Annotated in this window: 12 protein-coding genes; 5 read left to right on the top strand and 7 right to left on the bottom strand. The window is 46.2% G+C overall.

Going from position 1 to position 15,673, the window contains the following annotated elements; genetic code table 11:
* Window position 1: 1 nt before the first annotated feature.
* Window positions 2-871, top strand: a complete 870-nt coding sequence (locus NIAKO_RS36080; protein ID WP_014223459.1) for an NAD(P)-dependent oxidoreductase — start codon at window positions 2-4, stop codon at window positions 869-871.
* Window positions 872-1,146: 275 nt separating this feature from the next.
* Here the strand turns inward: NIAKO_RS36080 and NIAKO_RS36075 are convergent, their stop codons facing one another.
* On the bottom strand, window positions 1,147-2,463 hold the full coding sequence (locus NIAKO_RS36075; protein ID WP_014223458.1) for a glycerate kinase type-2 family protein: 1,317 nt from the start codon (window positions 2,461-2,463) through the stop codon (window positions 1,147-1,149).
* Between the two features lie 153 nt (window positions 2,464-2,616).
* On the opposite strand from NIAKO_RS36075, the gene NIAKO_RS36070 reads away from it, so the two are divergent.
* From NIAKO_RS36070 to NIAKO_RS36055, 4 genes are all read left to right on the top strand, one after another.
* Window positions 2,617-4,998: a 3-hydroxyacyl-CoA dehydrogenase/enoyl-CoA hydratase family protein gene (locus NIAKO_RS36070; RefSeq protein WP_014223457.1), complete on the top strand. Its 2,382-nt coding sequence runs from the start codon at window positions 2,617-2,619 to the stop codon at window positions 4,996-4,998.
* 166 nt (window positions 4,999-5,164) lie between these two features.
* On the top strand, window positions 5,165-5,830 hold the full coding sequence (locus NIAKO_RS36065; RefSeq protein WP_014223456.1) for a hypothetical protein: 666 nt from the start codon (window positions 5,165-5,167) through the stop codon (window positions 5,828-5,830).
* A gap of 82 nt (window positions 5,831-5,912) precedes the next feature.
* Window positions 5,913-6,809, top strand: a complete 897-nt coding sequence (locus NIAKO_RS36060; RefSeq protein WP_014223455.1) for an ABC transporter ATP-binding protein — start codon at window positions 5,913-5,915, stop codon at window positions 6,807-6,809.
* Between the two features lies 1 nt (window position 6,810).
* Entirely contained in the window at window positions 6,811-7,614 is an 804-nt protein-coding gene (locus NIAKO_RS36055; protein WP_014223454.1) for an ABC transporter permease, read from the top strand.
* Here the strand turns inward: NIAKO_RS36055 and NIAKO_RS36050 are convergent, their stop codons facing one another.
* The 6 genes from NIAKO_RS36050 to murG all read right to left on the bottom strand — a co-directional run bounded on the left by NIAKO_RS36050 (window position 7,615) and on the right by murG (window position 15,667).
* Window positions 7,615-8,541 carry a TIGR01777 family oxidoreductase gene (locus tag NIAKO_RS36050; protein ID WP_014223453.1) on the bottom strand — a complete coding sequence of 309 codons (927 nt, stop codon included), beginning with the start codon at window positions 8,539-8,541 and terminating at the stop codon, window positions 7,615-7,617.
* 270 nt (window positions 8,542-8,811) lie between these two features.
* Window positions 8,812-10,644 (bottom strand): cell division protein FtsZ, encoded by a 1,833-nt coding sequence (gene ftsZ / locus NIAKO_RS36045; RefSeq protein ID WP_014223452.1) that lies wholly within the window; start codon window positions 10,642-10,644, stop codon window positions 8,812-8,814.
* Between the two features lie 191 nt (window positions 10,645-10,835).
* Complete coding sequence (gene ftsA / locus NIAKO_RS36040) at window positions 10,836-12,215, bottom strand: cell division protein FtsA (protein ID WP_014223451.1); 1,380 nt, start codon at window positions 12,213-12,215, stop codon at window positions 10,836-10,838.
* An 84-nt stretch (window positions 12,216-12,299) separates the two neighbouring features.
* Complete coding sequence (locus NIAKO_RS36035; protein ID WP_133055246.1) at window positions 12,300-13,073, bottom strand: cell division protein FtsQ/DivIB; 774 nt, start codon at window positions 13,071-13,073, stop codon at window positions 12,300-12,302.
* A 9-nt stretch (window positions 13,074-13,082) separates the two neighbouring features.
* Window positions 13,083-14,471: a UDP-N-acetylmuramate--L-alanine ligase gene (gene murC, locus NIAKO_RS36030; RefSeq protein WP_014223449.1), complete on the bottom strand. Its 1,389-nt coding sequence runs from the start codon at window positions 14,469-14,471 to the stop codon at window positions 13,083-13,085.
* A gap of 47 nt (window positions 14,472-14,518) precedes the next feature.
* Window positions 14,519-15,667, bottom strand: coding sequence for an undecaprenyldiphospho-muramoylpentapeptide beta-N-acetylglucosaminyltransferase (gene murG / locus NIAKO_RS36025; protein ID WP_014223448.1), 1,149 nt, complete (start codon window positions 15,665-15,667; stop codon window positions 14,519-14,521).
* Between the last annotated feature and the right edge of the window lie 6 nt (window positions 15,668-15,673).

Raw genomic sequence — 15,673 nt, 5'->3', positions numbered from 1 at the left:
TATGAAAATCGGATTTATCGGACTGGGCAACCTGGGAACTCCCGTAGCAGAAAACATCCTGGCAAGCGGACATGAATTGTATGTATACAACCGTACTGCCTCCAAAACAAAGCCATTGGTTGACAAAGGCGCTATTGAAGTAGGATCGGTAAAAGCACTGGCAGCGGCATGTGCGGTCATCATCACTATGGTATCGGATGATAAAGCGTTAAAAACGATCACGGAAGGCGCTGATGGATTGGTACATAACATGCAGCCCGGCGGCGTGCATTTGAGCATGAGCACCATTTTACCACTCACCGCATCAGCACTGAGCCAACTGCATACACAAAATGGATCTCATTACCTGGCAACACCCGTATTTGGCCGGCCCGAAGCTGCGCGTGCCCACAAGCTGAATTTTGTGGTATCGGGTGATGCCAACCTGCGTCAGCAATTTGAACAGTTATTAAAAGATGCCGGTGGCGCCGGCGTATGGGATTTTGGCGACAACATCACAGCTGCCAACACGGTTAAATTGTGTGGCAACTTTACTATTGCCGCCGCCCTGGAGGCTATTGGCGAAAGCGCTGCCCTGGCCAGCAACAGTGGGGTGGATGCTGCTAAAATGTGGAACTTCTTCGCACAAACAATTTTCAACAGCCCCATTTATCAGGGCTACAGTAAGATCATAACAGGTCAGCAATTTAAACCGGCCGCCTTTAGTGCACCCATGGGCTTGAAAGACCTGAACCTGGTATTATCACAAGCCAGCCAGGTAAACCAAAATATGCCTTTAGGCGATCTGTTGAAACGTCATATGCTGGAATTAATTAAAAAAGATCCTGAGATCGATTGGAGTGCTGTTTATCAGGGAGGACAAAATAGTTAAAAGTTTAAGGTTGAAAGCTTAAAGTTGAAGGTTCAGGGTTTTAAGTTCAGCTTTCGAGGCTGGAAGAGGCAGGCTCGTAAGTTCTTAAGTTATTAGGTTCTTGAGTTCCGGCAACCCACGAACTTAATACCCTACAAACCTAATAACAACGCTCATAAAAAGGCCCAGGTAGTTTATTACCGCCTGGGCCTCTTTATTTTGTATTCCGTGTTAACCTGTCAACATTTCAACCCGTCAACCTCTTCCTTTATCAACGCTATCAACCTTGCATTTCCCTAAGGAATAAGCACCACAACAATATCCATTACATTAGTATGCGTAGGCCCCGTTATAATAAGCCCGTTGGTTTGATTAAAGAAATTCCAGGAATCGTTTTGTTCTAAATACTTTTCAGATAGCAGTGCCCGTTGGGCGGCCAGTTGCAGCACGCCTTTATCAACTACGGCTCCCGCGGCATTGGTAGGGCCATCGGTACCATCGGTGCCGGCGCTGAGTATAACCGGTATTTGATCGGTATCCGGGTAAGCCTGTTGCAACGCAACCATGGCTGCCAGCGCAAACTCCTGGTTGCGCCCCCCCTTACCTGGGTTTTTGATAGTAACGGTTGTTTCGCCTCCCAATAATAAACAAGCGGGACGTGGTCCCGCAAATTGTTGAACATAGGCTACCAGCTCCCTGGCTTTATCGCGTGCCTCCCCTTGCAGGCAATCGGTAATAATTACCGGCGTATAATGTAACTCCCGGGCCATAGCGGCGGCGGCATCCAGCGCCACGCGATTGGTGCCAATGAGGTAATTAAAACTCTTTGTAAAAACAGGATCATCCGGCTTGGGTGTTTCTGCCACTGCTGCGTTCAACCCCGATTGCAGCCAACGGATAATACTCACCGGTAGTTTATCCACCAACCGGTATTTACGCAATATTTCCCAGGCATCGGCAAAAGTGCTGCGGTCGGCAACAGTGGGCCCGCTGGCAATACTATCCAATGGATCGCCAATTACATCGCTTAAAATAAAACTAACCACCGTGGCGGGCCAGGCGGTACGCATCAACTGTCCGCCCTTTATCCCGGCCGATAAATGCTTCCGCACCGTATTCATTTCTTCAATATTAGCCCCCGATTGTAACAGCTTGTTAAAAACAACCTGCAGCTCACTCAACAAAATACCGGGCGGACAATCAACCAGCAGGGCCGAAGCGCCCCCGCTTATTAAAGCGATCACTACATCTTTTTCATCAGCATTTTTCAGCAGCCTTATCATTTCCCGGCCGGCCAGTACACTGTTATCATCAGGCACCGGATGCGCCGCCTCAATACATTGAATGGTCTTTAGGGGAAAACTGTGTTCGTATTTTGTAACAATAATACCTGCATCTATGCGGCTGCCGAGGATGGTTTCCGTTTCCCGGGCCATGGCAGCGCTGGCCTTACCGGCCCCTATAACATATACTTTATTTATATCAGGCTTGTTAAAAAGCCGGTCGCCCAACTGCAGTTGGTCGTGCTGCCAGCGCATATGCCTGGGTAATAAATATTGCGGTTGTACTGCCCGTACCCCTGCGGTAAAAATTTTAAGCGCATCGTTACGCATGTTTATGGCAATTTTTAAACGGAGAGCCAATAACTTATACAAATACTTACCAAACGCACCGGCTCTTATGAATTGGCTAATTTATAAAAAGCTCTTGGTTGGTTCGTATAAATCGTTATCTTTGGAAATAGTTGTTTAGCTAACTATTTTTTTATGACTAAACGAATCATTAAAAAAGTAGCCGTTTTGGGCAGTGGAGTTATGGGATCGCGCATAGCCTGTCATTTTGCAGGCGCCGGCGTACAGGTGTTGTTATTAGACATAGTGCCGAAGGAAGCTGTGGAAAGTAATAACAAGGCCGCCCGTAATAAACTGGTTAACGATGCACTGCAAGCTGCTTTAAAAAGTAACCCTTCTCCTGTTTACACCAAAGATGTGGTGAAGAAGATCACCACCGGTAATTTCACCGATAATATGAAGGATATTACCGGGTGCGACTGGATAATAGAGGTAGTGGTAGAAAGACTTGATATTAAACAACAGATTTTTGCAGAAGTAGAGCGATACCGCACGCCGGGCACACTTATCACCTCCAATACATCAGGTATTCCTATTCACCTGATGGCCGAAGGCCGGAGCGATGACTTCAAAAAACACTTCTGCGGAACCCACTTTTTCAACCCTCCCCGGTATTTACGGTTACTCGAAATAATTCCAACACCATATACTGATGCAGCCGTTGTTGATTTCCTGATGCAATATGGCGACCTGTATTTAGGTAAAACCACCGTGTTGTGTAAGGACACGCCTGCATTCATTGCCAACCGCATTGGCGTATATGGCATCATGGCCATCTTTGGCCTGGTTGATAAAATGGGCCTCACCATCGACGAAGTGGATGCGCTGACCGGTCCCATCATTGGCCGTCCCAAATCGGCCACTTTCAGAACAGCCGATGTAGTGGGTATTGATACCCTGGTAAAAGTTGCCAAAGGCGTGTACGATAACTGTCCCAACGATGAGCACCGGGATACGTTTATCATCCCTGCCTGGTTAGAGAAAATGGTAACCAGCAACCAGCTGGGCGATAAAACCGGACAGGGCTTTTTCTCCAAGAAGAAAGGGGAGAAAGGCGAAAAGGAGATATTTACCCTCGATCTAAAAACATTTGAATATAAACCCCGCGCCAAAGCAAAATTTGCAACGGTTGAAGCGGCCAAACCCATCGACGACCTTAACACAAGGTTGAAGGCGTTGGTTGCCGGAACCGATAAAGCGGGTGAATTCTATCGTCATTTTCATTACGGGCTGTTTTCGTATATCTCGCACCGTATACCCGAGATCTCTGACGAGATTTATCGCGTTGACGACGCCATGATGGCCGGTTTTGGCTGGGAAATTGGCGCCTTTGAAAGCTGGGATGTACTGGGTGTTGAGGGCACAGTTAAGAAAATGAAGGAAGCCAGTTATGCTGTTGCCCCCTGGGTAAACGAAATGCTGGCAGCCGGCGTAAAAAGCTTCTATAAAGTTGAAAATGGCAAGCGGCTGTATTACGATGTGGCCTCAAAATCCTATAAATCACTGCCTGGCGGCAATGCATTTATAGTGATGAAAAATTTTGAGAACCAAACTGTATGGAAAAACAGCAACTGCCGACTCTACCATTTGGGCGATGATGTGTTAGGACTGGAATGGTACACCAAAATGGGGAGCATGGGTGGCGAAGTAATAGAAGCCATTCAAAAATCAATTGCAAAAGCAGAAGAGCAATATAAAGGACTGGTTATTGCCAACGAAGGCCCCAACTTTAGCGCAGGCGCCAATGTAGGCATGATTTTTATGTTTGCTATAGAGCAGGAATATGACGAGCTGGATATGGCTATCCGGATGTTCCAGAATACCATGATGAGGGTACGTTATTCCTCGGTTCCGGTAGTAGTGGCGCCTCACGCCCTGGCTTTGGGTGGCGCCTGTGAAATGAGCTTGCATGCCGACAAAGTGTGTGCTGCCGCAGAAACCTATATCGGGTTGGTTGAATTAGGTGTGGGCCTTATCCCCGGCGGAGGCGGTACCAAAGAATTTGTATTACGCGCAGCCGATGAAATGCATGAAGATGAACCGGACACCATTACGCTTAAAAACCGATTTCTTACCATAGCAACGGCCAAAGTGGCTACCTCAGCCGCAGAAGGATTTGAACTGGGCATTTTACGTAAAGGAAAAGACGAAATAGTAATGAACCAGGGCCGTCGTATAGCTGAAGCCAAAAAGAGTGTGATCGAACTGTTCGACAGTGGGTATGTTACCCCGGTACAACGTGCCGATATAAAGGTACTGGGCCGTTCGGCGCTGGGAGCTTTATATGCCGGTATCAATGGCATGTGGCGGGCCAACTACGCAACCGATCACGATGTAACAGTAGCCAAAAAACTGGCGTACGTTATGTGCGGAGGCGATTTAAGCGAACCGACTTTGGTATCTGAAAAATATTTACTGGATCTTGAAAGGGAAGCTTTTCTTTCACTTTGCGGAGAGAAGAAAACCCTGGAAAGAATTCAAAGCGTTTTAAAGGGCGGAAAGCCGATCCGCAATTGATAACAAATCTAGGCGTCACATGAGAAAATTAGGCGTTCCGATCCATCGGAGCGCCTTTTTTATTTAAATTGGTGGTGAATTTACGAGTTAACACGTTGACAAGTTCTTCCCTCTGCCCTTTCACTATTGATCAGTAGTCATTCATTAAATAACTTATGCACCTATAATGGGAGAGGCTGAACTACATACAATCACCAATCAGCTCATCATTCATTCTGTGATCTTCTTTTACGGAGAGGCAGCCAGTAAAGATCTTTCCTGGCAAATTGCCAACGACATTGGCAAACACTGGAATGAACCCCAGGCCCAGGTAAAGATCCAGGGCGAGGTGTATACCGTTCAATTTGAAATTGATGGCATTTACGAGCCGGGCCTTAATCCCGAAAAGGTATGGTACAACGATAACCCCCGCTATAATTTTTTTCGTATTGAAGAATATGCCAATGGCAACATCTCATTTGTTGATGGCATTGGCAGCAATACCGGTTATTTTAAACTGGATAATCTTTTACAAACTTCCACTACGGCGCCCCATGAATATGGGCACACCTTAGGACTGGTTCACCCCAATAAACTCGACATCAGGGGAAAGGGCATTCCCGGCATTATGTATCCCCGCGGCACCATAGTTGACCCGTCTTTTCAATACAATCCCCAAGCCTTGGCCGGCGATAATACCAATGGCGGCACCATGAACCCCGTTCACCGTAAAGTGCTGGCCAGCGATGTGGGGGACTTAAAATTGCACAAACTGTTCTTCAACAATGGAAAAGCGGTGGTGGGCGATTTTACCAGCCTGTATCATGAAAAGCATACACCCCCGGCTAAATAAATACCTGATTATTTCTGCTATCCACAGGTAATATTTAACTGACTACTGCGACATACTTTCAACACCCGTTAAACAGGTAAACATGGCAATTCTTACCGTTGAGAATCTACATAAAAACTACGGCCCTATCCAGGCATTAAATGGGGTTTCCTTTTCCGTTCCCAAAGGATCGGTCTTCGGTATCCTGGGGCCTAACGGCAGCGGAAAAACGACCCTGCTGGGCATTATCCTGAATGTTTTAAAAGCCAGCTCCGGTTCGTTTAAACTGTTTGATGAGGCGCCCACGCATGCGCACCGCCAACAAATAGGTACCCTGCTGGAAACACCCAATTTTTATCACTACCTGAACGCAGTACAAAATTTAAATATAGCCGCCACCATAAAACAACGGGGCAAAGCAGACATTGACCGGGTGCTGGAACTGGTGAACCTGGAACAACGCAAGTTCTCGAAATTCAGCACCTATTCACTGGGTATGAAACAACGGCTGGCCATTGCCAGCAGTCTGCTCGGCGACCCCGATGTGCTTATCTTTGATGAACCCACCAATGGCCTCGATCCCGTAGGTATTGCCGAAACCCGGGAACTGATTAAAAAGCTGTACAAGGCTGGCAAAACCATTATCATGGCCAGCCACCTGCTGGATGAAGTAGAGAAAGTTTGCACCCATGTAGCCATTCTGCAAAAAGGCACGCTACTTACCCATGGGCATGTGGATGAGATCCTGATCACCGATGAAATTGTAGAAACCGCCGCCGCCGATATGCAGCAATTGCAAAGCATATTGCAACATTACCCCGGCGCCAAAAAAGTAACGGCGAACGATCCGTATGTTGAACTGATCTTCCCCCCGGGCGTCGCCTCGCTGGATGCATTGAACCGGTATTGTTTTGAACAGGGTGTAACGCTTCAACACCTGCGGCTTCGCAAAAAAAGCCTGGAAACCAAATTCTTTGAATTGACGCAAAACACTAAATAACATGGGGCAATTATTAGCATTGGAATGGATGAAGCTGAAGAACTATCGTGCTTTCTGGATCCTGTTTTGCATTTACCTGGCCACCATCTTTGGCGCTAACTATATTATATACCGTATTCAGGTGTACATCTATGATGAAAGGCAGGCAAAAGGTATTGCAGCCATGGTGCTGGGCAACCCACCCTACTCCTTCCCAACAGTTTGGCAGGCAGCGGCGCATGTAAGCAGCTGGCTGTTGTTCATTCCCGGGTTGATCATGATCCTTACTGTAACCAACGAATACAGTTTTAAAACCCACCGGCAGAACGTCATCGATGGCTTAACGCGCCGGCAATTCATTACTTCCAAGATCCTGTTTGCAGCGGTGCTTGCTGTTATCTCTACCGTTACGGTAGTCATCACCGCTACTATCTTTGGTTTTATGTCGGGCGACGCTTCGTTCAGCTTTGAAGGATTCTCTTATATAGGGTATTACCTGTTTCAGGCGATGAGTTATATTATGGTAGCCTTGCTGATGGGAGTTTTATTTAAAAGAGGCGCGCTCGCCATTGGCGTGTTCTTCGCGTACTCCACCGTGTTGGAACAGATTCTTGTAATGGTCTTAAACAAGTTCGCCAACTATACCGGCCGGTATTTGCCATTGGAAACAACCGATATTATGGTGCCGTTCCCGTATATTCAGGGATTGGCTAAGAAACTATTGGCTACTGAACCCAATTATACCGCTGTATTTATTACCTCTGTTGTATACCTGGCAGCGTACCTGTTTATAACGATCAAGAAATTCCAGACAGACGATATGTAGTTATTTTTTCAGCAGGTCATCGAGCGCCACTTCCAGGGTTGGAAATAAAAACTGGAAGCCGCCGCTTTTTATCTTTTCACAGCTTACCCGGGCGCTTTTCAGGATCTCTATACTCAATTCACCTAACACCAGTTTCAATACAAAAGAAGGTACATAGACAGGAATAAAAAACTTCCCTTTCATTTTTTTAGCCAGGGTAAGCATCAGGTGTTTATTGGTTACCGGTTCCGGCGCCACTACATTGTATTCACCTCTTACTCTTTCTTTTTCTATGGCATACAAGAACAAGCGGCATACATCATCGATATGGATCCAGCTGGTAACCTGTTCACCATTGCCAAATAAGGTAGCAAGACCGGCCTTGATGGGCTTTTGAAATTCTGCCAGGGCTCCGCCTTCATTGCTTAATACAATACCGGTGCGGAAGATAACCAGGCGTTTATTCAGGGCAGTTACCGGTTTAATGGCGTTTTCCCATTTAACACAGGTATCACCCAGGAAACCAGGATCAGCAGGATCGCCTTCACTAAAGAATTTTTGCGAGGGGTTTCTCTTCTTATCATCGCCATACCAGCCAATACCGCTTATGCTGATAACAGCCTGCACTTTATTGGTATTTTGTTGCATGGCTTTTACCAACACCTGGCCGCTTTGCACGCGGCTGTCAACAATTTCCTGTTTGCGTTTTTTGGTCCAGCGTTTATCGGCTACACCGGCCCCTGCCAGGTTAATGATAAAATCTGCTTTTTGCAACGCATCAATATCAATGGTCTGATTGGCGGGGTCCCAGGCGGCGTAAGAAATGGCGCCTGTTGCCGGCCGGGGATTACGGGTGAGAATAATTACTTCGTGTTGTTTTTCCACTAAGAATTTACTCAGGCTTTTGCCTATTGTGCCTGTTCCGCCGGTGATTAGGATTGTTGCCATGGTACAAAGTTAGGAGTTGAATCGGATACAAGATGCAAGTCGTGAAACGTGAAAGGGTTTTCCCCGCCTTCCCTTCAACATTCAATATTCATCATTCGATATTCAATATTAATAAAAAATCCCCCCGATTAGTCGGGGGGACTACAACTAAAAACAACAATCGCTGTGTTAAAACAATCGATTTAAACCCGGTACCCCTGTTCAATGAACCTTTACTCTCAATATAAACAGGTAGCACGTTGGGCGGGACAGGATACTAAACAACTATCATTAATCCGGTTTCTTTCCATCTAAAAACGTGTTCAGCGTGGAAATCTGGGTATTATTATTTTCATCGGTTTTCACTTCATACTTGCTGTAGAAGTTTTCTACGCTTGAAAAAGTGTTATACAATTCCAAATTGCGGCGGATGTATGCCGGCACAGTTTCAAACTCGTTGTTAGGGTCTGCTCCGTTAATGTTGAACGACAGATTTCTTAATTTCTGTATTCGTTCGGCAGCTCGGCGTTTTTGTTCTTCTGCTTCGTCTAGCATCGCCAGGTCCTCTGCAGAAATATTGCCGCCACTAACAGGGGGTTGAGAATGGTAGGCCCCAGGCACATCCGTCGCTGAAATATCATCTTTGAAAACCAGATGCAGGTCATTGGAATCATCATCTTCCTGGACCGGTTTTGCACTGGTGTTTCTGACAGGTTCCTTCACAGGTAACTGTTCTGGTTTGGATTCGTTTGTTTTCGGCTCTGCATAAATATTGGAAGGCTTGGCCAAGTATCCTCCGGATGCTGCAGACACCGAAGAATTATTTTGATTTTTTTGTGCTTGTTGTTGTGTAGTTGGCACAGGGTCGGATGGTTGCGAAAGTACCCATTCGATCCTTTCCGGCGTTTCATTTTTATCCACAGTATTTTTACCAACTTCTTCCTGCGTATAAAGTTCCATCGTTGGTTCGGTAACGGTAGCATCGCCATCGACCAACCGGGGCGCCAGTTCAGGTTTGATCTCAAGATCACCTTTCTCTCCCTGCTGTTCAACAACCGGCTGTTGCTTTTTTGGTTTTTCCGGTTGTTGGTTTAAGGAAAGCAGGATCTTTTCATCCTTCTTTGGCTCCACTACAGGTGTGGCTTTCTTAAAAGGGTCTTTATGTTCAAAACCAGTGGCTATCAGGGTAATACCTATTTTATCACCCAGGGTATTATCATATCCCATACCCAGTATCACGTCGGTATCTTCCCCGGCCTGGCTTAATAAATAATTTTGAATGATCTCCACCTCATCCATCGTGAACTCATGGTCGCCTTCGGAAGAATTGATATTGATCAGGATCCATTTGGCGCCACGGATGTCATTATCATTCAGCAATGGTGAATTCAGCGCTTCTTCGATACAACGGATGGCGCGGTCTTCACCCCTTGTTTGAGCACTACCAAGAATAGCCACCCCACCGTTACGCATAATGGTACATACGTCGGCAAAGTCAACGTTGATCTGACCGGTGCTGTTAATTACATCTGTAATACATCTGGCGGCGGTTGACAATACATTATCGGCTTTGGAAAAGGCGTCTTTCATTTTCAGGTTACCAAACTGGTGACGCAGTTTGTCGTTGCTTATCACCAGCAGGGTATCAACCGACTGTTTCAGTTGCCTGATACCATTTTCGGCCTGCGCCTGGCGCTTGGGGCCTTCGTATGAAAAGGGGGTAGTTACAATACCTACAGTAAGTATACCTAAATCTTTACATATTTTGGCTATAATAGGGGCGCCACCGGTACCGGTTCCACCACCCATACCTGCAGTAATAAACGCCATTTTGGTATTTACTTCCAAAATACGCTTCAGCTCTTCCAGGCTTTCTTCTGTAGCCTGACGGCCAATCTCAGGATTAGCTCCTGCTCCCAATCCCTGGGTAAGGTGAGGGCCCAACTGCACTTTATTAGGCACCTGGCTTCTGGCTATAGCCTGGGCATCGGTATTACAAATGATAAAATTTACGCCCTCGATCTGCTGGCTGTACATGTGGTTAACCGCATTACTACCGCCACCTCCTACACCTATAACTTTTAGTATAGATGATTTTTCCTTCGGTAAATCAAAATGAATCATAGCTTACTGTTTAACAGCCCCACCAGCCACCCTCACTCGCTGCTGAGACCAGATTAAGAATAACGGGTTAGTTTAACAAATTTGCATTGTAATGGTTTACCCATTGTAATGCTGGCATTTTTCATATTCCCCGGATTTTCTTTTTCAATAGGTTGATTGGTAACGCGGGCCGGAACTGTTATATCAATTAATTATAACGCGTGATCTTCTTCTTCCTTGAACAACTCAATGATCCCATCTTTGAACTTGCCCCAGAAGTCTTTTATACCCTTGCGGTTCTTTAATTTTTCTGTTTGCAGTTCTTCCTCTTCATCAAAAGCATCTTCTTCTACCAGTTCTGTCTTGCGCAGGTTTTCGGGGATCTCCATTTTCCTGAACTGGCTTTCGAACTGCTTGCGATGATTTTCATAATCGCTGTAGCCTTTCATAATAAGACCGATACAGGTTGAATACGTTGGGCGTGCCAGTTCTTCAATATGCCCGGCAGCCAGGTGTTCTGTTGGGAAACCGATGCGGGCGTTCAAACCGGTTACATATTCTGTTAACTGAATCAGATGTTTTAATTGTGAACCACCACCGGTTAATACGATACCACCATTCAGCATGCGGTTATCCAGGCCAACTTGCTTCAAATGATAAGTAACAAAATCCATGATCTCACTCATCCGCGCCTGGATGATGTTCGCCAGGTTCTTTACACTGATCTCTTTGGCGGGCATTCCACGTAAACCGGGAATGGTAATGAAGGCATTGCTGCGGGCTTCATTGGCCAGGGCGCTTCCAAACTGAACTTTCATTTGTTCAGCCTGTGTTTTCAACACCCCCAAACCGGTTTTAATATCGTTGGTAATGTTCTCGCCACCGAATGGAATAACAGCGGTATGTTTTAAGATCCCTTCATAGAACACTGCCAGATCGGTTGTACCACCCCCAATATCAACGATGGCTACACCAGCTTCCAGGTCTTCTATACCCATAACTGCGGCGGCAGATGCCAGTGGTTGCAATACCAGGTCCTTTGTTTTCAGTCCGCTTTTATCAACTGCACGGGTAATATTGCGGATGGCATTTTTGTCGCCGGTGATGATGTGGAAATTAGCACCAATTTTCACGCCACCATAGCCAATTGGGTTAGGAATATTTTGAAAATTATCAACTGTGAACTCCTGTGGTATCACATCGATGATCTGATCACCGGCAGGAATGTAAGTTTTATATTGGTCATTGATCAGCTGATCGATCTCACGTTGCGAAATTTCATCGTCGTTGTTCTGACGCACAATATCACCACGGGTTTGCAGGCTTTTTATATGATGACCTGCAATACCAACATATACTTCAGATATTTCCAAACCGGGATTTGATGCATAACAGTTTTCAAGGGCCATGGTAATGGCCTTGATGGTTTCGTCGATATTAAGCACCTGTCCGTGCTTAACACCGTTGGAGTTGGCCCGGCCGAAACCGAGGATCTCCAGCTTGCCGAACTCGTTCTTTCGACCGGCAATCGCGGCAATTTTTGTCGTACCGATGTCCAGTCCGACGATGATGGGTTGTTGTTCGTGTTGCATATCTATCCTGTTTTTAGTTGTTGTATAGGGAGTGCTTATATATAATTCTTCAATCTTCGTAATATATGAGTAACCTCTTTCTTCTTACGTTCCCTTCACTCCAATTACCTGTCGTGCGTATTGTACATTCACCTTTTGGTACACATCCATGCCTGTTTTGCTCAACACCTGCTGGTAAAACAACAGCAACCTTTTAAACTTTTTATCGCAATCGGTACCATCTCCAAATTCAATGATATGGTTGCCTACCACGGGAATCATGTCGAATGTGCGATCGGGTTGGATGTCTATCTGCGAAACCTGTGCCATCCAGAATTCATCATGCAGCAGGTAATTGCTTACATTAATGATCTCCCGCATCATCACACTATCTGCTCCGGTTAGTTTATCTTTTTCTGAGGGAAAGCCGGTCACCACGGGCACCCGGGCCGAGAACTTGTCAGACAGCGGCAGCTTTTCGCCGCTGCTATCAATATAAAAGCTATTGCCCGCAATTGTAAATACCCTGGCCACGGGTACGCGCTCTTCTACACGCACCTGCAATACCCGGCTGTTATCAAAGAACAATTCTGCATCTTTCACCCACACATTACTCTTCAACTGGTTCTCCATGCGGCGCAGGTCAAAACTTTTTATCGCCCGGCCTTTGATGCTGCCCTGGTTGGATAATAAGGTGGTGATGTCTTTTTTATCGAGGAACCATTCATTGGCTTTACCCTCGATGCGGATCTCCTGCCCCCTGCACGTTTTATTGCTCTGCGCTTTCATAGCCGCTCCCAGCAATACCAAAGTACCAGCTGCTATTAACAGCCAGAAGATTGCCAGTAGGGGTTTTCTGATAGCGCGCTTCTTTTTCACTTTTGTCAATTATTTCTTTTCAATGATCTGCTTAATGGGTTGAACCAGGGTATCTATGTCGCCGGCCCCGGCAGTTATCAATAACCAACCGTTCCCGGTATTGGTTGATGAACCACCCGGCTGCTCTTTCACCCACTGCAACAACTGCTCTTTGTTCAACACCTGTTTATGATCATTTTTCATTTTATCCAGGATCGTATTGCTGGTTACACCCGGGATCGGTAATTCCCTTGCCGGGTAAATAGGCAACAGCACTACTTCATCCGCCATATCCAGCACTTCGGCAAACTCAGTGGCCAGGTCTCTTGTGCGGGTGAACAGGTGTGGCTGAAACAGCACCGTACACTTCATATTCCCAAACAAGCCTTTGGCCCCGGTTATCAATGCCCGCAATTCCTCAGGATGATGGGCATAATCGTCTACAAATGTTATTTGCTTATCTTTTATCACATATTCAAATCTTCTTCTTACTCCCCGGAATGCTTCCACTGCCGCCTTTATCTTTTCGTCTGATATACCAAGGCGGTGGGCGATGGCTACGGCCGCTATCACATTCTCTATATTGTGTAAGCCGCCCATATTCAACACCACGTTGGTAAGCTTCCAGTCTTTTACCTGCACATCAAATACATAAGTACCATGTTGCATTTGAATATTACTGGCATAGATGTCAGCCTGCGTATTGTTCAAATGGTAGGTAAGCTGGTTGGGAGCTTTCAGGTCCTTTCCTCTTGGCAAACCAAATTTGCTTATCAATACCCCACCAGGTTTTATTTTACCGGCAAATTCAATGAACGCGTCTTCCATGGCGGCCGTAGTGCCGTAAATGTCCAGGTGATCGGGATCCATAGCGCTGATCACAGCAACATCCGGTGTTAACCGTAAAAAGCTGCGGTCATACTCATCGGCTTCCACCACACAGGTATCGCGTTCATTACTCCAGTAGTTGCTGTTGTAATTCACGGCAATGCCGCCTAAAAATGCGTTGCAGCCATACTCGCTGTGCCGCAGAATGTGCGCCACCATGGTAGTGATGGTCGTTTTGCCATGCGTGCCTGCCACGCAGATATTAAAAGAACTTCTTGTTATGGCGCCCAGCACTTCACTTCGCTTTAACAGCGGATAGTTGTTTTGCTGGTAGTACATAAATTCGGTATGTCCCTTTGGTATCGCCGGTGTATACACTATTAATTGTGCATCTTTTGGCGCCAGCTCCAGGTTATCGTCATAATGCACGGGAATACCTTCGTTCACCAATTGTTTGGTAAGTGGCGTTTCCGTTTTATCGTACCCACTTACTTCTTTGCCATGAAATTTGAAATACCTGGCTAAAGCACTCATCCCTATGCCTCCGATTCCTAAGAAGTATACTTTATTTATGTCCTTTATATCAACCATTGTGTTTCGTGAATCTTTAATCGTGAACCTGTTAACTTGTCAACTTGTTAACTAATCAACCTCAATATCTCCTTAGCCACCACCTCATCGGCATTCGTAATAGCCAACTTGGCAATATTCCCTTTCAGCATATTCTGTTGCTGCTCATCACCAGCAAGAGCAATTGCTTTAGCAACCAACTTCTCTTTCGCCTCACTGTCCTTTATCATTAAACCGGCCTGTTTGTTTACTAGGTTTTGCGCATTGGCGGTTTGATGGTCTTCTGCGGCAAACGGAAAGGGTACAAAGATCACCGGCTTTTTGGCTACACATAATTCCGCTACCGACATGGCGCCCGATCTGGATATCACTATATCTGCAGCAGCATAGGCATATTCCATTTGCGTGATAAAACTATTGGCCCAGATGTTTTTGTTTTCTACAGCTATCGCGCTGGCTCTATCCGCATAGGGCTTCCCCGTTTGCCAGATCAGCTGCACATTGTTTTGTGCAAAGGCTGCAATGCCGGCATCTATCGCTTCGTTAATGCCTTTGGCGCCCAGACTACCACCTGTAACAAAAACTGTTTTCTTCGCCGGTTCCAACCCAAAGAACTGAATGCCCTCACTCCGGCTGATGATGTTGTTGACAATGTTCTGCCGTACCGGGTTACCCGTTATCATGATCTTTTCAGCCGGAAAGAATTTTTCCATCCCGTCGGTAGCCACAAATATTTTACTGGCCTTTTTGCCCAGCATAATATTCGATTTACCGGCGAAGGAGTTGGCTTCATGAATGAAGGTGGCAATTCCCTGGGCCTGCGCATAGCGCAATACCGGAAAACTTGAATAACCACCCACACCAATCACGGCATCGGGTTGAAACGTTTTGATGATGCTTCGTACCTGCCAGAAACTTTTTATCAGTTTAAATGGCAGTCCGATATTTTTAATCAAAGAACTTCTGTTAAAACCGGCTATATCCAGTCCTTTTATTTCATACCCCGCCTGCGGCACTTTTTCCATTTCCATTTTTCCTTTAGCGCCCACAAACAGGATATCAATGCCTGGTTGCAGCTTACGCAATGCATGTGCAATTGCCACTGCGGGAAAAATATGCCCGCCCGTTCCTCCGCCTGCTATGATGATCCGGCCCCCCCTGGCCCCCCCGGTGGGGGGGAAATGTGAACCAACTGATTGTTTTTGTACTTCGCTCATTGCACA

Origin of the sequence: Niastella koreensis GR20-10 (assembly GCF_000246855.1) — a bacterium.
Lineage (GTDB): Bacteria > Bacteroidota > Bacteroidia > Chitinophagales > Chitinophagaceae > Niastella > Niastella koreensis.
Note: the sequence above shows the minus strand (reverse complement) of the source record. Positions and strands in the feature narration are given on the sequence as shown.

Excerpts from the sequence above, each read along its gene's own strand:
- NIAKO_RS36080 (WP_014223459.1), top strand. The coding sequence starts at position 2 with ATGAAAATCGGATTTATCGGACTGGGCAACCTGGGAACTCCCGTAGCA.
- NIAKO_RS36075 (WP_014223458.1), bottom strand. The coding sequence starts at position 2,463 with ATGCGTAACGATGCGCTTAAAATTTTTACCGCAGGGGTACGGGCAGTA.
- NIAKO_RS36070 (WP_014223457.1), top strand. The coding sequence starts at position 2,617 with ATGACTAAACGAATCATTAAAAAAGTAGCCGTTTTGGGCAGTGGAGTT.
- NIAKO_RS36065 (WP_014223456.1), top strand. The coding sequence starts at position 5,165 with ATGGGAGAGGCTGAACTACATACAATCACCAATCAGCTCATCATTCAT.
- NIAKO_RS36060 (WP_014223455.1), top strand. The coding sequence starts at position 5,913 with ATGGCAATTCTTACCGTTGAGAATCTACATAAAAACTACGGCCCTATC.
- NIAKO_RS36055 (WP_014223454.1), top strand. The coding sequence starts at position 6,811 with ATGGGGCAATTATTAGCATTGGAATGGATGAAGCTGAAGAACTATCGT.
- NIAKO_RS36050 (WP_014223453.1), bottom strand. The coding sequence starts at position 8,541 with ATGGCAACAATCCTAATCACCGGCGGAACAGGCACAATAGGCAAAAGC.
- ftsZ (WP_014223452.1), bottom strand. The coding sequence starts at position 10,644 with ATGATTCATTTTGATTTACCGAAGGAAAAATCATCTATACTAAAAGTT.
- ftsA (WP_014223451.1), bottom strand. The coding sequence starts at position 12,215 with ATGCAACACGAACAACAACCCATCATCGTCGGACTGGACATCGGTACG.
- murC (WP_014223449.1), bottom strand. The coding sequence starts at position 14,471 with ATGGTTGATATAAAGGACATAAATAAAGTATACTTCTTAGGAATCGGA.
- murG (WP_014223448.1), bottom strand. The coding sequence starts at position 15,667 with ATGAGCGAAGTACAAAAACAATCAGTTGGTTCACATTTCCCCCCCACC.